Source organism: Aerococcus sp. 150760013-2 (genome assembly GCF_053627715.1).
This window is the reverse complement of sequence record NZ_JBSEYI010000013.1, coordinates 52047-72330: the sequence shown is the minus strand read 5'-3', so window position 1 is coordinate 72330 and position 20284 is coordinate 52047. Positions and strand designations below refer to the sequence as shown.

23 protein-coding genes and 3 pseudogenes are annotated in these 20284 nt (G+C 38.9%); 7 read left to right on the top strand and 19 right to left on the bottom strand.

Going from position 1 to position 20284, the window contains the following annotated elements; all coding sequences use genetic code 11:
- Positions 1 to 3: 3 nt before the first annotated feature.
- From ACUW85_RS08080 to merR, 7 genes and pseudogenes are all read right to left on the bottom strand, one after another.
- Complete coding sequence (locus ACUW85_RS08080; RefSeq protein ID WP_453977990.1) at positions 4 to 192, bottom strand: FAD-dependent oxidoreductase; 189 nt, start codon at positions 190 to 192, stop codon at positions 4 to 6.
- 122 nt (positions 193 to 314) lie between these two features.
- On the bottom strand, positions 315 to 1955 hold the full coding sequence (merA, locus tag ACUW85_RS08075; RefSeq protein ID WP_182023099.1) for a mercury(II) reductase: 1641 nt from the start codon (positions 1953 to 1955) through the stop codon (positions 315 to 317).
- Positions 1956 to 1987: 32 nt separating this feature from the next.
- Positions 1988 to 2140: pseudogene (locus tag ACUW85_RS08070) on the bottom strand (heavy-metal-associated domain-containing protein); the annotation flags it as partial.
- A gap of 15 nt (positions 2141 to 2155) precedes the next feature.
- On the bottom strand, positions 2156 to 2311 hold the full coding sequence (locus ACUW85_RS08065; RefSeq protein WP_002360746.1) for a lipoprotein: 156 nt from the start codon (positions 2309 to 2311) through the stop codon (positions 2156 to 2158).
- Positions 2312 to 2314: 3 nt separating this feature from the next.
- Positions 2315 to 2614, bottom strand: coding sequence for a mercuric transporter MerT family protein (locus ACUW85_RS08060; protein ID WP_250634606.1), 300 nt, complete (start codon positions 2612 to 2614; stop codon positions 2315 to 2317).
- A gap of 3 nt (positions 2615 to 2617) precedes the next feature.
- Positions 2618 to 2839 carry a mercury resistance system transport protein MerF gene (merF, locus tag ACUW85_RS08055; protein ID WP_048728520.1) on the bottom strand — a complete coding sequence of 74 codons (222 nt, stop codon included), beginning with the start codon at positions 2837 to 2839 and terminating at the stop codon, positions 2618 to 2620.
- Positions 2840 to 2852: 13 nt separating this feature from the next.
- Positions 2853 to 3254, bottom strand: coding sequence for an Hg(II)-responsive transcriptional regulator (gene merR / locus ACUW85_RS08050; RefSeq protein ID WP_003143773.1), 402 nt, complete (start codon positions 3252 to 3254; stop codon positions 2853 to 2855).
- A gap of 425 nt (positions 3255 to 3679) precedes the next feature.
- Between merR and ACUW85_RS08045 the strand changes: the two are divergent.
- The 3 genes and pseudogenes from ACUW85_RS08045 to ACUW85_RS08035 all read left to right on the top strand — a co-directional run.
- Positions 3680 to 3913: pseudogene (locus ACUW85_RS08045) on the top strand (multicopper oxidase domain-containing protein); the annotation flags it as partial.
- Between the two features lie 159 nt (positions 3914 to 4072).
- Entirely contained in the window at positions 4073 to 4756 is a 684-nt protein-coding gene (locus tag ACUW85_RS08040; RefSeq protein WP_048728602.1) for a response regulator transcription factor, read from the top strand.
- Positions 4753 to 6162 (top strand): sensor histidine kinase, encoded by a 1410-nt coding sequence (locus ACUW85_RS08035; protein WP_069286378.1) that lies wholly within the window; start codon positions 4753 to 4755, stop codon positions 6160 to 6162. Before ACUW85_RS08040 ends, ACUW85_RS08035 begins: the two co-directional genes overlap by 4 nt.
- 139 nt (positions 6163 to 6301) lie before the next feature.
- On the opposite strand, the gene ACUW85_RS08030 is transcribed toward ACUW85_RS08035, so the two are convergent.
- Genes ACUW85_RS08030 through ACUW85_RS08010 form a run of 5 tightly spaced genes read right to left on the bottom strand, consistent with a single transcriptional unit; the run spans position 6302 to position 8195 of the window.
- Positions 6302 to 6409: a hypothetical protein gene (locus ACUW85_RS08030; protein ID WP_396027400.1), complete on the bottom strand. Its 108-nt coding sequence runs from the start codon at positions 6407 to 6409 to the stop codon at positions 6302 to 6304.
- A 15-nt stretch (positions 6410 to 6424) separates the two neighbouring features.
- A complete protein-coding gene (locus tag ACUW85_RS08025) occupies positions 6425 to 6667 on the bottom strand; it encodes a NusG domain II-containing protein (RefSeq protein ID WP_259345345.1) in 243 nt (80 codons plus the stop codon).
- A 40-nt stretch (positions 6668 to 6707) separates the two neighbouring features.
- Entirely contained in the window at positions 6708 to 6941 is a 234-nt protein-coding gene (locus ACUW85_RS08020) for an SHOCT domain-containing protein (RefSeq protein WP_002328833.1), read from the bottom strand.
- Between the two features lie 44 nt (positions 6942 to 6985).
- Positions 6986 to 7825, bottom strand: a complete 840-nt coding sequence (gene lgt / locus ACUW85_RS08015; protein ID WP_002328834.1) for a prolipoprotein diacylglyceryl transferase — start codon at positions 7823 to 7825, stop codon at positions 6986 to 6988.
- 43 nt (positions 7826 to 7868) lie between these two features.
- A complete protein-coding gene (locus ACUW85_RS08010; protein WP_453977992.1) occupies positions 7869 to 8195 on the bottom strand; it encodes a peptidoglycan DD-metalloendopeptidase family protein in 327 nt (108 codons plus the stop codon).
- Between the two features lie 382 nt (positions 8196 to 8577).
- Between ACUW85_RS08010 and ACUW85_RS08005 the strand changes: the two genes are divergently transcribed.
- Together ACUW85_RS08005 and ACUW85_RS08000 are read left to right on the top strand one after the other, a co-directional pair.
- Entirely contained in the window at positions 8578 to 8787 is a 210-nt protein-coding gene (locus tag ACUW85_RS08005) for an adhesion protein (protein ID WP_069286380.1), read from the top strand.
- Positions 8788 to 8800: 13 nt separating this feature from the next.
- A complete protein-coding gene (locus ACUW85_RS08000; RefSeq protein ID WP_094518308.1) occupies positions 8801 to 9448 on the top strand; it encodes a TIGR01906 family membrane protein in 648 nt (215 codons plus the stop codon).
- Between the two features lie 779 nt (positions 9449 to 10227).
- Here the strand turns inward: ACUW85_RS08000 and tcrB are convergent.
- The 6 genes from tcrB to ACUW85_RS07970 all read right to left on the bottom strand — a co-directional run bounded on the left by tcrB (position 10228) and on the right by ACUW85_RS07970 (position 17987).
- On the bottom strand, positions 10228 to 12345 hold the full coding sequence (gene tcrB / locus ACUW85_RS07995) for a copper-translocating P-type ATPase TcrB (protein ID WP_182023098.1): 2118 nt from the start codon (positions 12343 to 12345) through the stop codon (positions 10228 to 10230).
- 138 nt (positions 12346 to 12483) lie between these two features.
- The gene (gene tcrZ / locus ACUW85_RS07990) at positions 12484 to 12690 is read right to left on the bottom strand and encodes a copper chaperone TcrZ (RefSeq protein ID WP_002294571.1); all 207 of its coding nucleotides are present in this window, start codon (positions 12688 to 12690) and stop codon (positions 12484 to 12486) included.
- A gap of 83 nt (positions 12691 to 12773) precedes the next feature.
- Entirely contained in the window at positions 12774 to 15239 is a 2466-nt protein-coding gene (locus tag ACUW85_RS07985; RefSeq protein WP_182023097.1) for a heavy metal translocating P-type ATPase, read from the bottom strand.
- Between the two features lie 13 nt (positions 15240 to 15252).
- Positions 15253 to 15708, bottom strand: a complete 456-nt coding sequence (gene tcrY, locus ACUW85_RS07980; protein WP_182023096.1) for a copper-responsive transcriptional repressor TcrY — start codon at positions 15706 to 15708, stop codon at positions 15253 to 15255.
- Positions 15709 to 16103: 395 nt separating this feature from the next.
- The gene (locus ACUW85_RS07975) at positions 16104 to 16562 is read right to left on the bottom strand and encodes a DUF305 domain-containing protein (RefSeq protein WP_069286684.1); all 459 of its coding nucleotides are present in this window, start codon (positions 16560 to 16562) and stop codon (positions 16104 to 16106) included.
- A gap of 69 nt (positions 16563 to 16631) precedes the next feature.
- A complete protein-coding gene (locus tag ACUW85_RS07970) occupies positions 16632 to 17987 on the bottom strand; it encodes a DUF1541 domain-containing protein (RefSeq protein ID WP_149315222.1) in 1356 nt (451 codons plus the stop codon).
- A 663-nt stretch (positions 17988 to 18650) separates the two neighbouring features.
- On the opposite strand from ACUW85_RS07970, the gene ACUW85_RS07965 reads away from it, so the two are divergent.
- Both ACUW85_RS07965 and ACUW85_RS07960 read left to right on the top strand, forming a co-directional pair.
- Positions 18651 to 18818 (top strand): YjzC family protein, encoded by a 168-nt coding sequence (locus ACUW85_RS07965; RefSeq protein ID WP_149256366.1) that lies wholly within the window; start codon positions 18651 to 18653, stop codon positions 18816 to 18818.
- Between the two features lie 51 nt (positions 18819 to 18869).
- Complete coding sequence (locus ACUW85_RS07960; protein ID WP_149256367.1) at positions 18870 to 19127, top strand: hypothetical protein; 258 nt, start codon at positions 18870 to 18872, stop codon at positions 19125 to 19127.
- A gap of 656 nt (positions 19128 to 19783) precedes the next feature.
- Here the strand turns inward: ACUW85_RS07960 and ACUW85_RS07955 are convergent.
- Positions 19784 to 20080 (bottom strand): annotated as a pseudogene (locus ACUW85_RS07955) (IS3 family transposase); the annotation flags it as partial.
- Between the last annotated feature and the right edge of the window lie 204 nt (positions 20081 to 20284).

The following is a 20284-nucleotide window of genomic DNA, read 5'->3' as shown; positions in this document are numbered from 1 at the left end:
GGTTCAATCAATAAGCTCGGCAGCACCATGTAGAACCTTTTTTGGGTCACATCCACGTAGTGCACACGTGCCTCCAAACGGCCTGTCATCTACCATAGCTACATTCCAGCCGGCTTTATTACATTTTGCTGCTGTGATTGAACCCGCAGAACCTGTACCAATCACAATAAGATCGTATTTCTTTATCATCATTAACCTCCTCGCAGAATTGACTCTATAATACGTTTGCCTTATTTCTATCTAATGAAACCGCGTACCTTGTCCAAGATTGAAAGACTCCACCGTCTTAACCAAACGGTGGATTCATTGTGTTGTTACCCTGCACAACAAGATAATTTCGAAACATCCTTATCAAAGGTAAGAGCAGCTAATTTTAATCCTTCTGCCATTGTTAAATATGGTGCAAGGCTGTCTTTTAAATCCTCGACTGTTAATCCAAACTTAACGGCTAATGTCGCCGCATATATCACATCTCCTGCATTTTCAGATACGATATGAACCCCTAGTAATTTTGAAGTTTTTGCATCGGCAACAAGCTTAAAAACGCCTGTTGTTTCACGATTTACTATTGCTCTTGGAACTGCATCTAAAGGCAATACAGATTTTTTTACTTCATAGCCTTTTTCTTTTGCTTGTTCTTCTGTTAAACCAACCGTTGCAATCGAAGGATTTGTAAAAATTACGCCAGGAACAACGGATAAATCTAATTTTTTATTTAATCCGCCAATCGCATTATCGGCAACAATTCCACCTTCATATGCTGCTACATAAACGAATTGAGGTCCTAATGTTACATCGCCTGCAGCATAAATCTTTTCATTACTTGTCCTAGCGTAGTCATTTATCAGGATTTCTTTTCGTTTTCCAACTTCAACCCCTGCGGCACTTAATTTCAAAGCATCTGTATTTGGTTTTCTTCCTGTTGCAACAAGTAACTGCTCTGATTCCACCACTTTTTTCTTACCATCTACTGTTACATGAACCTTTTTGATTTGCCCCTCTTGTTCTACACGCTCAAAAGTTGCCCCTTTTACAAGGTTAATACCTTGTTCAATTAACGCTTTTTCTACGGCTTCTGAAATTTCTTGATCATATTCTTTTAAAAGTCGCTCACTTCTTTGCATAAGCGTGACTTCTGAACCTAAATTATAAAACAATTGCCCAAGTTCCATTCCGATATATCCTGAACCAATAACCGTTAATCGTTTTGGTACCGTTTTTAATTCAAGTAATGTTGTACTTGTTAGATAATCCACTTTTTCAAGTCCTGAAATCGGCGGTAAGGAAGGAGAAACGCCCGTTGCAATTAAGAAACGCTTTGCAGAAAGTTTCTTCCCGTTAACTTCAACTGTATTTTCATCAACAAATATTGCTTCACCTTCAATTAACTCAAAGCCATATTCATCAATTAAATTGACATATTTTTGATTCCGAAGTTCGCTTACTAACTCATCTTTATGCTTTACTAAAGGAGCTAATTCCACTTTTCCAGCAGATGTTTGTAAACCTATAAATGGGTTGACTTTTGCCAAATGATTGATTTCCCCAGCTCTAAGAAGTGTTTTTGATGGCACACAACCAATATTTACACATGTTCCCCCAACGGTTCCACGCTCAATCATAGCTACTTTTGCCCCATATTCAACCGATTTAATCGCAGCCGAAAAAGCAGCCCCGCCAGAACCAATGATAAGTAAGTCATAGTCTCCCTCATCACCTAAAACTATTTTTTCTTCAGATTGTACTTCTTCTATTTCTCCAGGCTGGTATTTTGCTTCATCAATTGCCTTTTTTGCACTTTCCACCCCAATATCATCGGGTAATTCAAATACTGCTTCACCACGACGAAAACTAGCTTCAATGTTCTTAGCTCCCACATTTTCAAGTGCTACGGCTACATGTTCTTCACAACCTGTACAAGTCATTCCTTGAATATTTATCTTAAATTTATTCATTAACTCAACCTCCTGTTTTATCTTAAATTTTCCTATTTCCTTATTTCATACCCTAAATCAGTAATTATTTCTTCAATTTCTTCTAAACTAGTTTTCGATTTATCAAATGTAAGTTGGGTTTCTCCTGATCCTTCAACTTCTATATCTTGAATACCCTCTAAATTAGAAACGGCGGAACTCACCGTAAAAGCGCAAGATACTCAAGTAAAACCATCTATTTTAAACGAAACAGATTCTAAGTTTTCTGATGGAACCTCACTTGTTTTTGAACCTTCTTCAACTGCTTTTTGACCACACCCAGAAAGGACAACAACCAATCCAAATATAATGAATAGATATATTAAATATTTCATCATGCCTTATATCCCCTGACTGAACAATGTATAGATAAGCATTACCCCAGAAACGATTGTACTAACCCATAACAACTTCTTCGTTTTCTTTGAACTATTTTTTTGTTTCCATACAAGTAAATGAGCAAAAGAAAGCATAATAACAGTGATAACAATAAACCAAATTCGATATGGCGCAAACGTAACGGCAAGTGTTCCAGCTAAACCACTTAGACCAAGTGGTATTAAGATCGCTAAGCCAATTCAACAAAGACTTGCTAAAAAAGCTGAAAACATCGAAGCAATTGCAACAACTCTTTCTTTCATTTTTTACATCTTCTTATTTTTATATGATTTTTCATATTTAGAATAAGCATAAAAAGTTAAACCAAGAAAAACAGCTAAAACAGGAATCAGAACAAAATCTAAATAGCCTGTTATTGCACCTAATCCAAGCGTACCTAATAAAATAACTAAAATAGGCGTAGCCCAACATAACAAAACCAAAAATGTACCTATAAGCCCTGCAATAAAGGTCTTTTTATGTTTCATTTCAAAATTCCTTTCATTCTTCCTCAATTAGGGTTTCAATTATCGGACAAGCATGTAAACTTTTTTCATCTGGACATCGTTGTTTTAAGTCGTCTAACATAGTTTCAATTCGTTTTAAATCCTCTATTTGTTTTTGAACTTCCTTTTGTTTTTTAGAAACAAATTCGAACATATCTTGACAACGAACTTCATCTTTATCTACAACACCAAATAATTTATAAATCTCGTTTAAAGAAAATCCAAGTCTCTGTATTCGTTTAATAAACCCAACACGCTTAACGTCATCATATGAATATATCCGATAACCAGCTTTCGTTCGGGAAGGTTCTTGTAATAAATTTTTTTGTTCGTAATATCTAATCGTCTCTTTATTTACCCCACATTTTTCTGCAAATGCAGTAATACGATAACTCACATAGTTCACCCCTAAATAATAATAAACCGCGTACCATAGTACGCGGTCAAGTATAATACATTTTTCTTCTTCAAGTGTCTTGCTTGTACTTTAAGGGAGCCTATCAACTCCACTTGGTTATTATTGTGATCTACTCAAACATTATAGTCAAATGACCATTTGATTGTATTTGTTATTCCATTAGAGGACGCTTTCGGAGTAACGAGCAAAGCCCAATTTCTCATTTTAATGCTGAGAAATTGGGCTTTTTTTATATTCGTAAATTGCAATATTAACTTATAGTGCAAGATAACGCTTAAAACAGATGCAAGATAACTCCTAAAGTGACAACTATAAAAATATCTAAAAATAAAAAAACGTATTCATAAGTTAAGACTTTAGACAACATCCCAAAAGCAGAAGATTCTACTACGCCTGACAAAGTGATGACCTTTAGTAGCATGGGAAACATGGTCGCCATTGACGGCAAACAGTTCGACATGGACCGGATCGATTTACGCGCTAAGGTCGGGGAAAAGGAAGTTTGGGAGATTAAAAACACACGGGACATGATGGGTGGCATGATCCATCCTTTCCACCTGCATGGCGTCCAGTTCAAGGTGATAATCCGGAATGGCAACGCCCTACCAGCCAATGAACAAGGTTGGAAAGACACCATCGCACTTTATCCAGGCGATAGCGTTAGGATTGAAGTCACATTCCCAGAAAAGGGGATTTTTTATGTACCATTGCCATATCCTAGAGCACGAAGACAATGGCATGATGGGTCAAGTTTTAGTAGAATGAAGATACCAACGAAATTGGAGGAGAAAGATTACGTGAAGATTTTAATTGTGGACGACGAAGCAAGCATTCTGGATATCGTGGAAGCCTATTTGAGTGCAAAAGGCTATCAAGTGTTTCGCGCTTTGAGCGGAAACGAGGCTTTAACAAAGGTTGATGTTGTCCAACCTGACTTGATTGTGTTGGATCTCATGCTGCCTGGTTTATCTGGCCTCGAAGTCTGTAAAAAAATAAGGGACTCCTCCACTGTACCGATTATCATGTTGACTGCGAAAACAGCCGAAAAAGATATCTTGGAAGGGTTAAGCCTGGGGGCTGATGACTACATCACAAAACCATTCAGCCCGAAAGAGCTGGTTGCTCGGGTCGAAACCGTTTTACGCCGTGTCCAACCAGAATACCGAGAAGAAAAGTGGTCTTTCGAAGAAGGTTTGCTGGTTATCTACCCGGATCGAAAACAAGTATTCAAACAAGCTGAAGAAATCATTTTGACCCCGACCGAGTATGCTTTATTAGCCCTTCTGGCCTCACATCCAAAGCGCCTATTTTCACGGGAACAGCTGCTGGACGCTGTGAAAGGACTCGATTTTGATGGAACGGATCGGGTGATCGATACCCACATCAAAAATATTCGTCAAAAAATTGAGGACGACACGCGCAACCCCTACTTCATCTTAACCGCATATGGAACGGGGTATCGATTTGGTGGTCAAAAATGAAGCGAACCATTAAATGGCAACTCTTGCTCTCGTTTGTTTCTCTGTCCTTTATCTTAGTGGGGACCTTCAGCTGGATAACACTAAACTTAATGGAAAGCCACTTCGAAGACTATGTGCGCGAAAGGCAAGAATCAGAGTTAACAGCATACCAGACTGAGTTAGAAAACTTCTATCAGAAAACGGGTACTTGGGCAGATGCCCCTCCAACAATCCAAAATATTGGACGCGATGCTCTCCAGAAAGGCATCATCCTAAAAGTATATGACCATGCTGGCAACCAAGTATGGGGCCCCTCTCCCTCAGAGGAAGAAGAGTCAAAAAATAGGATTCAAACCCACCTCCTACATATGGAGCAGATAATGGGCGATATAGAGAGTGGCTACGTGCAGACAATCGTTCCCCTCGGTAGCGAAACAGACCCAATCGGTTCTCTCGAAGTGCAATCCGTTGGACCTTTCGCTTACACGGAACATGATGCGTTATTCCTTGCCGATATGAGGAACAACTTGATTTTTGTAGCGATTGGGTCCCTAATTATCTCCTTATTTTTCGCGTTATTGATTGCCAAAAAATTGAGTTCACCAATCGTCAGAATACAGAATTTTACGACGGAAATTGCGAAGGGTCACTACAGTCACCTGGCGATTGAGGAAACAGGGATTCAGGAAATTGACAGCCTCTTGGATTCCGTGGATGAATTGTCTGGGCAACTCCAACGCCAACAAGAGATTCGTAACCGCCTTTCCTCTGACATCGCACATGAAATCAGGACACCATTGACGAATTTGAAAGGCAATATTGAGGCCATGATTGACGGGGTCTGGGAAGTATCGGAAGAACGCCTCTACCACTGTTACGAGGAAGTTAACCGCATTGCCCGCCTGATTGGACAAATTGATCGGATCAATGAAATTGAAAGCCATGAAAGCCAGCTGCAGAAGTCATCCTTTGATTTGCTAGAACTTACGCAACAAGTTGCCGGCACCTTTCAAGCTTTGTTGATTGAGAAGGGCATTGAATGTACCATTAATGGAGAAGCGGTTTTAATTTCTGCTGATCGAGATAAGATTCATCAAGTGGTAACTAATCTCTTGTACAATGCAATTAAATTTACCCCTTCCGGTGGCCACATTGATCTTCAGGTTTCCCAAATTAGTGGCGTAGCTTCCTTTAAGATAACCGATACCGGTCAAGGAATCCCTCCAAATGAAATCAATCAAGTTTTTGAAAGGTTCTATATGGCTGAACCCTCTAGGAACAGGAAACTGGGTGGCCAAGGGATTGGTTTATCGATTGTTAAAGGAATTGTGAACGCCCACCATGGGACCATCTCTGTCGAAAGCACATACGGAAAAGGGACGACTTTTGTTGTTAGTCTTCCGCTAGAAAGCCACATAAAAGCATAAAAGAGGCACTCCCATTATGGTGGAGTGCCTCTTTTTTCCCTATTTGTTGGCAGTTTGATACATTTTGTTTGGCAAGGTTCTGCTTTTTTCACTGAGCCATCACATCTATGTCTGACTCTTCTGGATTTTCAGTTACAATTTAAATTAATAATCGGTGAGGTAGATTGAGACTCGTCTCCCCAGGAGATTGAATCCAATCTCTTCGCACCGCAATCTGGTACGGACTGTTGTCTTCCTTATTTCGAATCCGTTCGCCGTCTATCTAGACAATATTGTATTTACCGGGTGCCGGATAGTAGGTAATGAGTCTGTGTTCCTCATTTCCTGTCAGCAGGAAACGATCTACCTCTTCGCCATTAATCGAGATAACCGCGTAAACATTGTTATTATCATTATTCGTCTGTTGGACTGCAAAGATAGCCGTCGGTAAAAAAGACAAAACAATAAGGGGGAAGATAATAACGACATCAAAGGGTTTTACCATTTTTATGTACTTCGTTATCATTATTTTTCCTCCTTTTTTTATTTATCTTCTCGTCAGCAGTTTACTCCAAGTGCTTTTTACGCTTCAGGTATTCCTCTTCTGTCAGGTTTCCTTTGGCAAACTCTTTTTGTAGGACCTCCAAAGGCGTTTCTTTTTCAACCGTCCGATTCCCCTTATCGGAAACAAGTTTAATGAAAAGATACACCACAATAATCACTAGGATGATCCAAAATATTCCCATAAACATCATGTACCCCATTCCGCCCCATGTCAAGCTGTTCCAATATTCCATCATGATAAAAACGCTCCTCTCTATATTTTAGACGTGGCCCATGTGATTTAGTGCTCTTCCTTCAGCTTCCATCCTTTTAGATAGTAGGCTTTTGGCGGATAATCCCGTCTACGGTAAATCCAAATGGCGATGGCGCCAACGAACAAGAGGAGGGACAACCCTTGGGACACCCTTAAAAAATCACCCATCCATAAACTGTCGGTGCGCATACCTTCGATAAAGAAGCGCCCCACCGAATACCAAATAACATAGCTGAGGGCCACTTCGCCTCGTCGCAACAAGTTTTTCCGATTCCTCAACATGATAATGATGGCAAAGCCTAAGAGGCTCCACAAGGACTCGTACAGGAATGTCGGATGGTAGTAGGTGCCATTAATTTGCATTTGATCAATAATAAACTTTGGCAGGTAAAGGTTCTCCAAAAAGGTGCGGGTCACTGCTTCCCCATGGGCCTCCTGGTTGATAAAGTTCCCCCATCGGCCAATGGACTGCGCCAACAGAACATAGGGCGCCAGTATATCGAGCATCAATGAAAAAGGGATCCCTTTTTTCTTCGTGAACCAGTACACGGCCAGCCCCCCTGCAATCAAACCGCCATAAATGGCGATGCCGCCTTGCCAAATGGCGATGATTTCAAGCGGTTTCTTGATATAATACTCCCATTGAAAAAGAACGTAATAAATTCTTGCTCCGATAAGTCCAAGGGGGATAGCCCACATTGCCATATCTGTAATGTCCTCTTCGCCCAAGCCTCTTTTCTTTCCTTCCTTAGAGGCAAGTGTGATGGCAAGCAACATAGCAGCCCCAATGATAATCCCATACCAGTAGACGGTGAATGGGCCAAAGGAAAACGCGACGCGGTCGATTGTTCCGACAATTGATTTCATAACTTACTCCTTACTGATTTTCATTCTGTATCCCGTTCGATAGTTATAAGCCCAAATAAGGCGCTGGATCGACCTGGATTCCGTTTTCGTATACTTCAAAGTGAAGATGGACGCCCGTGGAATCTCCGGTGGTTCCCATGATGCCCAGTTTTTGCCCCTGGGTCACTTGTTGCCCTGCCATTTGTAAGGTGAGCGCATCAATTTTTTCTTGAAGTGCGATGGTCCCTGTTCGCAACTGCTCCTTCCTTGCTTCTAAACCATCCAACTTTACTTGTTGGCTGGTGCTTTCTCCATCTAATTCCCGCAGTTGCTTCTCAAGCTGCTCTTTCTCTTGTGTCAGGTCTTCAATACTTCGTGCATTTACATCCATAGGAAGGATGAGCAAACTCGATAAGAGTGGGATACTTATAAATTTGACAAGCTGCTTTCTGTCCATGTGTCCTCCTAGTTTCAGGCCAGGTGACGAATGTTAACGAATGTTGCCTGTTATTTCAATCATTATACCGTTACAACTATATGAGACAGGAACCTCCTTTCTTACTTTTATTGACTATACCAATGAATTATGTAGATTTTATGGAGTTGCCCCATCTCCATAAGAATCACATAATTTTTTGTTATTCTTATCTAGAAGATGAGAAATAATCTTTGTTCTCACTCATTTGGTTTGATTTTTGCTGGTTTCAGGGTTTGCCATTCACAATCTATTTCGTTTGTAGCATTGGCATAAAAATAAAAGAGGAGTGTTGAAGATGGAATCAATTATATTTGTGGTACTGATGGTGGTTGGACACATGCTCATGATGTTTCTCATGCCTGGTATGCATGGCGGTCATAACCATAAAGGACATGGTCACGCGGATCCCGAATCGGAAGATAAGAAAAAGTTGGAAATTGAAAACAAACGGTTAAAAGAGGAATTGAACGTAGTAAAATCAAAAATAAATCAAAATGAATTGTGAGGGCAATTCCACATTGAAGCAGAAAATCATTCAAATTTCAGGGTTTATTTTCATTACCTTTTTCATCTTATCCCTTTCGGTCGCAGCAACCATCAACTTTACCTTCCTCTACTCGTTTGATATTGGTTACTTGAATATATCGGAATATGTAGGCATGCCGAAAGAGCAAATCTTAATGAACTATCGTATTCTGCTAGATTACCTGAATACCCCATGGATAGCGAAACTGGATATGCCGGATTTCCCTAGCTCAGTTAGCGGGTTATTCCACTTCACTGAAGTGAAGAAGTTGTTTATGCTGGACTACCTGATTCTGATTACTTCAGGGATAGGCTCCTTCTGGTTTATGCAGTATCTAAACAGAGAAGGGCAATACTGGCGACTTCTTCGATACTTCCAGTGGGGAATCTTGCTTCCGCTGGGTGTTGTTTTGGCTCTATTGATCAACTTTGATGTGCTGTTTGTGCTATTCCATCAGGTATTCTTTAACAATGATGCTTGGTTATTCAATCCTAGCACCGATCCGATTATATTAGCTTTACCCGAAGCATTCTTTATGCATAGTTTTATATTGGCATTTGGAGTAATCGAATTTTTGTTTATAATAGGGTATTTCATTTCAAAGAAACAATGGGTAAAATACGAAAAAAAGACTCCTTGAATATATCAAGGAGTCTTTTACACTGGTTTCTCTGCGTACGAATTTATTACAAGTATTTTTATCAAAAGAATTAATTGTGCTATTAAGTTGATTAAACAAAAAGATTACACCTAGTAATCACTCTATAATTGTAGTGTCAAAACCAACATTAAGAAGAAACAAGATGTACTCAGTCGTATCATCAAAATTTCAAATTTTGAAAACTTATTACTTATTTTCCAAGCGTATTTGTTAGTGATTTAAAAGTCGTGGATTCACTTAGATGGAATAGCCTCTACATATTATTTTTGCATCGCTAGATACCAGTAAAGTATCACTGAACCATTAAGCCCTCTATATGTATAGAGGAAAAAATAGATTTGCCCATCATAGATAAATGTAGCTCGTTCTTCCTCAAAGGTAAGCTTTTATCAAGATAAATAAAAAGGCCATTGTGTTGAATCAACATGTAGTTGTTATTTTGAGGGTTTTTATATGAAATATCCACATCTACTGCACCCACGCAACAAGTGCGAGTTGCTCTAAGTGAAACAGTTATTATCGTACGACCTTTCTTCTTCATCCATTCCTGTACTGCCTCATCCACTTTAATAGATATAGCCATTTTTCTATCACTGTCCCTTTTTTAGAATAATCAGGATTTTATATCATTAAATCACAAATAATTTAGGCGTTAAAAGACACCAATATAATTTTCCTTATACAGCATACTGGCTGGTCTGACCCGATTCTGGAAGGGGGTCCAAACCAGCCAGTGCTTTTTTCGTTCCTGCTTCGTTTTATTTCGGCTCTAATTTCAATGTCATAGCATTGATGGCAACAATAACGGTCGATAAGGACATGAGGACGGCGCCGAAGGCCGGACTTAATGTTATGCCAATTGGTGCTAGTATTCCTGCAGCTATTGGGATCGCGATAAAGTTATACCCTGCTCCCCAAATAAGATTTTCTTTCATCTTACGTGTGGTCTTCTGAGCCAACTCGATAAAGGATTCAATGTCGCCAGGGTCTGACTGTGTCAAGATGACATCGGCTGAATCCAATGCTACTTGAGTTCCGGCACCAACAGCTATACCAACGTCTGCTAATGCAAGAGAAGGTGCATCGTTGACCCCGTCACCGACCATGATAACTTTCTTTCCTTCTGCTTTAAGTTTTTCAATTAATTCATATTTGTCTTGAGGAGATTGATTAGCTAGATAATCAATACCTAAAATTTCTGCAGCTCCTTGAGCCGCTTTTTCATTGTCACCCGTTGCCATAATCGGCTGAATCTTGTTCTTTTTAAGGGCTTGTATTAAGTCTTTACTTGTGGGTTTTAATTCATCCCCTAAAGCTACAGCACCGATTGCTTCGTCGTTTTCTACTAAGACACTGAGGGTTGCTCCTTTTGGAATATCCATATCCAGATTACGTCCATATGATTTTTGACTGATTAATTGATAACGATGTCCGTTAGCTTGACCTTCTACACCAGCGCCAGAAATAACATCAATCGAATCAAAACTTACTGGACGTATCCCTTGCTGTTCTGCGTAACTAATAATTGACTGAGCGATAGGGTGACTAGATCCACCTTCGATACCTGACAATAAGGCAACGATTTCATCTTTCGTATATTTATCATTAAAGAGTTCAACATCTAATACTTTAAACTCACCAGTTGTTAAAGTTCCAGTTTTATCTAAAACTATAACATCTGCTTTTGTAGTCAACTCCAAAGCGTCCCGGTCTTTCACTAATAATCCCCGACTGGCCCCTAAGCTGGTACTACGAGCAGTCACCAATGGAATAGCCAGACCCAGGGCATGCGGACAAGCAATAACTAATGTGGTGACTGTAAAAATAACTGCCGTTGGTACATCAGCTATAACCATCCATATGACAAGGGCAATAAGCGCTACAATAACCGCAATATAAAAGAGCCATCCTGCAACTTTTTGTGCAAGATTTTCTGCTCGAGAAGATTGGCCTTGAGCTTGACTGATTAATGCCTGAACCTGAGAAATGAAGGACTTATCGCCCGTCTGCTTTATTTCCACATAGAGGACTCCGCCACCATTGGTTGATCCACCGATGACCTCATCTCCGGGATTTTTTTCAATTGGTTTCGATTCCCCAGTCACAAGCGCTTCGTTTACACGTGATTCTCCGCGAATAATGATACCATCAGCTGGAACATTTTCTCCTGCTTGAACACGGATAACATCTCCAATCTGAAGTTCAGACACAGGACGAGTCTCAATCGAATCGTCTTCTAAAACAACATGAGCATCTTTCGGCACCAACTCAGCCAATGCTTTTTGCGCGTCCCCTGCTTCACCCAATGCCTTCATTTCAATCCAGTGTCCTAATAACATGATTAAAATTAACGTTGTAAACTCAAAGAAGAAGTCCATGACATGTTCTCCGGTCACATATCGAGCGGCCACTGCGTAAACACTATAGGCATAAGAAACCGTTATTCCCAAAGTAATCAAGGACATCATGCCTGGAGCTTTTGAATTAAACTCATCTTTCGCACCCATGTAGAATGGTTTTCCGCCATAAATGTATAGAATTGTTGCCAATACAGCCGCTACAACGTCTGCATAAGGAAAAATAATTTGGAAAGGCAACTGAATATCCATCATAGGAGTAATGAGTAAGATTGCAATTCCTAATGGGAGTGACTTCAAGAAAATCTCCTTAAAGCTACCGTGATGGTGGTGGGCATGCCCTCCCATTGCGCCATGATCCATTTCACTGTGATTCATCTTGCTGTGATCCATCTTGCTGTGATCCATCTGACTATGGTCCATCTTGCTGTGATCCATCTGACTATGGTCCATCTTGCTGTGATCCATGTCGCCGTGATTATGATGACTATGTGACGAATGTTTTTTGTTATTACTCATTTTTAATTCCTCCTTATTATATTAGAGAATAATTTTAAAGTTTTAGAACTTTCTCATCTAACACTGCATATAATTCTCATGAAAAGGGTTCTATACTTTATCTCTATCTACTATCTATGAATAAATGGTATTTGTACTTTATGCACTTAATACTGAATAGTTAGTTTCTGCTAAAGCAGCATTGAGCGTTTCGGTATCAATCTCTGTTTGACTTTCAAGTACTGCTTTTTTAGTCGCTAAATCAACCTCTACAGATTCAACCCCTTCAATAGCTGAAAATCTTTCTTGTACCGTGTTCGCACAACCTGCACATTTTACGCCATCTAATAAGACTTCTTTTTTCATTATTTTATTCCCCTTTTTTTTTTTATCTTCTCCTATTATATAGAATAGGAAGAAGTTTAAATCCCAAATAAGCTACGTGTTTTCTAAACAACTGCTGGTTTGAATCGTCTTAACCGTAAAGCATTGAGCAAGACCGATACGGAGCTGAAACTCATGGCGACTGCCGCAAACATTGGATTCATCAATGGTCCGCCAAAAATATGCAAGAGACCCATCGCAACTGGAATACCTACAAGGTTGTAAGCAAAAGCCCAGAACAAGTTTTGTTTAATGTTTCGTAGCGTTGCATGACTTAAATCAATCGCAGTCAATACAGCGGTTAAATCATTACGCATAAGGACAATATCAGCCGATTCAATCGCCACGTCTGTACCTGATCCAACTGCAATACCGATATCTGCTTGAGCTAATGCGGGTGCATCGTTAATGCCGTCTCCAACCATCGCTACCTTCTTGCCTGCCTCTTGTAGTTTTTTGACTTCCTCTGCTTTATCTTCAGGTAATACTTCACTTAATACACTGTCTATACCCACTTGCTTAGCAATCGCTTTGGCTGTACGTTTGTTATCTCCAGTAATCATGATTACTTCAACACCGCGTCTTCTAAGTTCTTTAACAGCCTTCATACTATTTTCCTTGAGTGTGTCAGCTACTGCGATAATTCCAGCTAGTTCTCCATCAACAGAGAGATACATCGGTGTTTTTCCTTCGTCTGCTAAACGATCGGATTCTTTTTCCATGCTTGATAAATCAATCTTTTGCTCTAGCATCAGTTTACGGTTTCCAATGTACATATCTTTGCCCTCAATTTCAATTCGAATCCCGTGTCCAGGAATCGCTTCAAAATGATCTGGTTTAGCTAATGTCATGTTCTCTTCTTTTGATTTTTGTACGATGGCTTCGCCTAATGGGTGTTCAGAACCTGTTTCACCAGAAGCTGCATAATATAAAAGATTTTCTTTGGTAATAAGAGGAGTTACCAAAATATCCGTCACGATAGGTTTACCTTCTGTCAGTGTCCCTGTTTTATCAAATACAATCGTGTCTAAATTATGAGTGGTTTCTAACGCCTCACCACTTTTTATCAAGACACCATGTTCTGCCCCTTTTCCGGTTCCAACCATAATACTTGTTGGAGTCGCCAAACCTAAGGCACATGGACAAGCAATGACAAGGGTTGTTATGATAACGGATAAAATAAATATTCCAGATTGACCTGCAATTAACCAAGCAATCCCTGCTAAAACGGCTAATGCTATAACAATCGGTACGAAATATCCGGTAATGATATCGGCCATTCGAGCAATGGGTGCTTTAGACCCTTGAGCATCTTCTACTAATTTTATGATTTGAGATAGGGTTGTATCACTTCCCACTCGAGTCGCGCGGTAATCAATGGAACCATTTTTATTGATACTAGCCCCAATAACATCGTCTCCACTTTCCTTTTCCACGGGGATACTTTCTCCTGTCAGCATTGATTCATCGACTGAAGTGCGTCCCTCAACAACAACACCATCTACAGGCATACTTTCTCCCGGACGAACTCGAATAACATCTCCTAAAGCGACTTCGTCCACAGTAATCTCTTGTTCCACACCATTACGTATCACTCGAGCTGTTTTAGGAACCAAGTTGACTAATTTTTCAATCGCTGAGGACATTTGCCCCTTTGAGCGTTCTTCTAAAAATAGCCCTAATGTATGGAGCGTCAAGATAACCCCAGTTACTTCATAGTAAAGTAAATCTGAAAAGTTCCCGTAACCTAAGCCAGCCCCGATCGTCGCTGCCAGACTGTATACAAAAGCGGCTGCGGTACCAAGGGCAATCAGGGAATCCATATTTGGGTGACCTTTAAATAAGGTTTTGAATCCCTTCTGGAAATATTCCCAGCTTACTACCATTATCGGCAAAGTCAGAATAAGTTGTAAAAGAGAAAAATTAAATGCATTTATCATTGGGTCAACGATATTTGGTAGAGGCATACCGACCATTGGACCCATGGATATAATTAGTAAAGGGATTGTAAATATAATGGATATCCCAAAACGATTTGAAAGTTGCTTCATTCTTTTTTCTTTTTTCTCACGCTTCTCTGCTCGTGAATTATCTTGAGTCTCAGTTGTTTCTAATACGGCTGCATAACCACTATTGGATACAGCACCAGTCACATCAGATACTGAAATTGCTGACGGGTTATAAGAAACTTGCATTTTTTCTGTCGCTAAATTGACGGAAGCTTTATCTACGCCCGACAACTTTCCGACAGCTTTTTCAATTGTCTGTGCACAGGATGCACAGGTCATACCTTCAATTGCAAAGGTTTGCGTCGTTCCTTCTTGGGCAATCAGTTCATACCCTGAATTATCCACTGCTTTTTGTAGATTTTCTACCGAAAAAGTTGGTTCATCGTACTCTATACTTAACTTCTCTGTTGCTAGGTTCACGGAAGCCTGTGTGACCCCACGTACCTTTTTTGCCGCTTTTTCTACTGTCTGCGCACAAGACGCACAGGTCATACCTTCTATGGCAAACGATTTATTCTCCAAATTTTTTCGCTCCTTATTCTCCATGATGATGTAAATGGCAATCGCATTGCCCTTCTATACACTGACAATCCACTTCTTCTACTGCGAAAGATTTTTTCATCTCTAATATTTCTTCTAGTCGCTGGATATCATCGAAGCTTAAGACATGATCTTCAATGATACTCCCTACTACATTCCCGACATTCTTTCGACAAATACGATCGAAAATATCGTTTGTAAAACTTCTTACCGCTTCTTTCTCTTCGATATTTGCCGAATAAATATATTTTCTACCTTCTTGTTCTGTATTCAGTGCGCCTTTTTCCACGAGTCGACCTAAGAGCGTTTTGGTTGTCGCTTGTTTCCAGTCCATTTTTTCTTTCAATATGGAGATGACGTCTTTACTAGTCACTCGACCATTCGCCCAGACTACACGCATAACTTCCCATTCAGCATCTGTGATATGAGGGTTAACTACTATTGTACTCATTCTCTTTCCCTCCTTATTGTCTACATGAGTAAACGTAAATGTTTGAGATAAGTTTACTACTGTAAACTATTCTTGTCAAGTCTTTTTTAAATAAATGTAACCAGCTTGTTAATAAATAAATGTAACCAGCTATTATTGCCTTTGTTTTCCTATCTTTACCCAATACTAATTATAAGGTTACCATTGATTTACTTTTATTGATTTTAGAATTCCTTATTTTTAAAATTATATTTTCTAAATATGATGAACACTATTGAGCAATTTAATTGTTTATCGTATTTAGGAAATCAAGAATTGAGAAAAAGCGGAAAAATAGAAAAAAACCTATACACACGGCAGTTATCATAGACTTCTTGTGTATAGGGATCTTTTTACTTCATAAATTTATTGAATGTTTATTCTTCTCCGTTTTCTTCTATATCTTCAATTAATTGTTCCATCTCAGCAATTTCTTCTTCTTGTGCTTGTATAATTTCTTCGCTTAATTGCTGTACTCGTGAATCTGTGAGATTGGCATTTTCACTAGTCATAATAGCGGTAGAGTGGTGTGGAATCATGGCTCTCATCCAAGCAGTATCGTCTACGCCAACTTGGTTTTGAATAAGCCCAAACGATCCCAGCACGAGTAAGACTGAAAGCCCCATTATAACGGTGTTTAATTTTTTATTGTCATACATTTTCCACATAAAACCCATCATAATGATAGCCATGACTGCGCCCATCAAAATAGCCATATAAACACGGGTTTGACTCAAGTAAATGTGCGCAAATTCATTGACATTCACAAACATTAGAAAGTACATAATGACTGTTGAAGTTAAAATCATGAGGGCAAATTTTAGGTATTTATTCATAAGTATCCGTCCTTTTTTAGTATTTCTTAAACTTTAAGTTTGGTAGGTATTTTAATGTACCACTAGTGATTATTGAGCTAATTCTTCTTCAACAAACCATTTATGATTACGAACAACTGCTCCGCCATCTGTTGGTTGGTAATCCACCATATAAACATTCGTAGTTACAGCGTCATCAATTATTGCAGTTGCTCCTTCCATACCTTCCATATGGTTGGCTTCTAATGTCACTTCTTCTCCAGGTTCAAATGCGCCTTTGGTTGACTCAGAAATTTCTTCGTGGATAACCCAGCGATGATTTTCCTCTCGTTCTCCACCATTGGTTGGATTGAAAGAAACTTCATAAGCCGTCGTAGCAAATACGCCAGAAACAGTTGCTTCGGCACCTTCCATTCCAGGCATATGACCGCGCTGAAGAATAACAGTTTCTCCTACTTCGTACATCGGATTTTCAGCTTCTTCCAAGCCTTCTGTAATTTCTCCCGACTCATCATGCTTCATATCTCCCATATTATCCATATCTCCCATATTATCCATATCTCTTGTTTTTTTGGACTCGCTAATTATCTGGTTCTCATAGCTATCTTCTAATGATGGTTGATTTTCAAGTGTATAGTTAGCAAATATTAAATCAGCGTTTTTAATATTAAATGCTTCAGTTAAATCGTCTACTGAAAAATTAGTACTTTGAGAAATCGCCCAGAGAGTATCTCCCCAAACCACTTCGTAATTTTGAAGTTCTTCTAATGTATCGTATTGGGAAACATCTGCTTGTACTTCTTCTACTGTACGCGCTCTCCAAAATTGGCTTGAGTCTTGTACTTCTTCCCCTAATTCTTCTTCTATTAGCCATTTATGATTTTCAACAGTATCGCCTGTTTCTGTATCCGTGTACGTGACCATATAAACAGTGGTGTCTTCTACCGAATCAATAGTTGCGGTCACCCCTTGCATACCGGGCATATGGGAAGCTTCTAGAACGACTTCGTCACCTGCTTGGTAAGGCTCGTCTTGGGCATTTTCAACTTCCTCGTGTACAACCCATTTGTGATTGGCGACTTCCTCTCCTGTTTTGGTATCGTTATAGGTGATTTCATAGGCAATTGAATCAAAGGCGCCTACAACCTCACCTGTAGCTCCCATCATTCCTGGCATGTGATCGGTTTGAATCGTTACTTCGCTTCCTTCTGGATAAGTTGGATTTTCTGCTTCTGCCAATCCTTCTGGAATTTCCCCAGATTCATCATGTTCCATACCTTCGTGGCCTGTTTGAGATTTATCCGTTGTTTCGCTAGCCACCGTTTTCGAGCCAGTTTGAGCAGCATTATCTGCATCATCAAGTGTATTCGCGCCTACCTTATTCACTAGTGGATAAGAACTTAATAATGCTACAGATAAAAGACTACTTATAATTGTTTTTTTCATACGATTTCTCTCCTTTTGGTGATACCACCTTTGTCTACAAATGTAGTTGAATGAACTTACATATAGTTTATAATTACCCCTTATCATTGTCAAACACTTTGATTTTTATCAATTACAAATGAAGACTTATCGTTGTTTTTATTATCTCATCAATATTTAAAAAGCGATTCCATAATAAACACGTAGATTAATTTAGAAACCAAAGACAACAAATTATCCCTTAGATCACCTATAAATCCCTTATTAATGCCCACTAATTTTAATTGTTTTTAAAGTGCTTCTTTTACAAGTTCAGTCAAGCCCATATCTTTCGTTAAGATTTATGTTGCAACCTATAGTTATAAGAAATGAATATGGCAAAAAGTGATTAGGTAATGTTTATTAATCCATGATCATTAGTCTTAAGTTATGAAACAAAATATGTAAAATATTCTAAAAAATTAAGTTTATTATTAGAAAAATTAAACAGTCAAAAGATTGTTTGTTGGTTGAGCTATTAAAATTTAGTAATTATACAAATAATAAAGAATGTTTTCCAACAAAATACAATATATAGTTTTATTTTTGTTTGTAAACACAACATATAGTACTATAATACATATGTAGGGAATTCCTTCGCCAAAAGTGTTCCTACATATAGAATAAAGAGAGGAGATAATAGTCATGACTAAAATGTATAATCCCGGAGAAGATAACAAACCTGCTGGGAAGTATAAGGAAGTTGGGCCTAGAGGAGGAAACGTAAAAGATCCTCGGGTCGTTAACATTGATAAGGGCGATCGATTGCCGCCAACCTCTGAATCCGGAAATAATTGGAAAAAAATAAATTAATTCAAAGTAGTTAATAAGAACTTTATTTATATATAGTTTGGAGGTTAAAAAATGTGGAATAGAAATCAATATTCCGGTCCAGGTGGTGGATTATACACTGGACCAGGTGGCGGTTTGTATACTGGACCTGGCGGTGGACTATACACTGGGCCAGGTGGCGGTTTGTATACAGGTCCAGGAGGCGGAGCTTACAACGGCCCAACGCCTTACACCAGTAACATTCCACCCTGGCCAATATTTGTAAAAGAATTAGAAAAACGAGGACTTACTAGACAGGCTGAAATGATCAGAAGAAGCATTAAAGTTTAAAAAATCATCATTTTAATAGTAATAAACAAGGTTACTTGCATTATTTTGTAAGTAACCTTGTTTATATTTAAAAATATAAAAATTAGTACAAGGTCACTCTCTTAATTTTCCTTTCCTTGAAGAGCAATTTGCACCCTCAGTCATTGGGATATACTTTTCCGGACATTCTTTTTGTATTTACACTTTTTAAGCCCTTAAGCTATCGGTCGAAATTTTGATTAGTGACAAATATATGAGTGCATATACTACTTTCATCTTTCTTACTCCTTTTCTCAACAGACTTAATAGGCACTTATAATACACAGTGAAGAAATCGAAAAGACAATATGTTACACATGTCTATTGTAGGTACACCCTAAATAGACAAAAAACTCACATTTATATTAAATATGAGTTTAAAAAGCTTTATTATTTTGTTGAATACATTTTTCCTTGTACTCTATCTTTCTCTGTTAACATTTTTTCAGACACTGGTAGCATAAATATATCTTCAATAGTTCTTGTTAACTCATTATATTTATGGTAATCCTTATAAGCGTGGTACCCTACGAATACAATCGCCAATTGTAAAATTAAGCTAGACAAATAAAAAAGAGAAACTGTTGTAAACAAGTACTGAAAGCCTACCGTTAAACTGAACAAATAAGAAAAGAGAGTTACGCTACCCACAAAATATGATCCCGATAAGCTGTCGGGGTCATCTTTTTTAATTTTTTCTGATAGCGACGATTGTTGTAAAATTCAATATAATCTTCAACTGCATACCAAAAATCTTGTAGTGTTTCTGTTCTTTCAGATAATACAACGTCCTTCATATGACCAAAGAATGATTCCATAGGTGCATTGTCCCAACAGTTACCGCGCCTCGACATAGACTGAATTAGCCCCATATTCTCAACTTCTTCCTGGAAAACAGGGTAGGTATAATGAACCCCTTGATCTGAGTGGATATACCTTTCCAAGGCATAGTGGTGACTCCAGTATAGACTGCCGATTTATCTGGAAAAATGACCGTCATCAAGAAAAAGACTTTTTCTTATCTGTCTCACAACCGAAAAAGCGGCACAATAGCCGGGCTATTAGCCCAGTTTGGCAGGATAGGGAGAGCGAAAGGAGTTGAAACCTATTTTGCATTCAATCCGTTTTGCGAGAAAAAA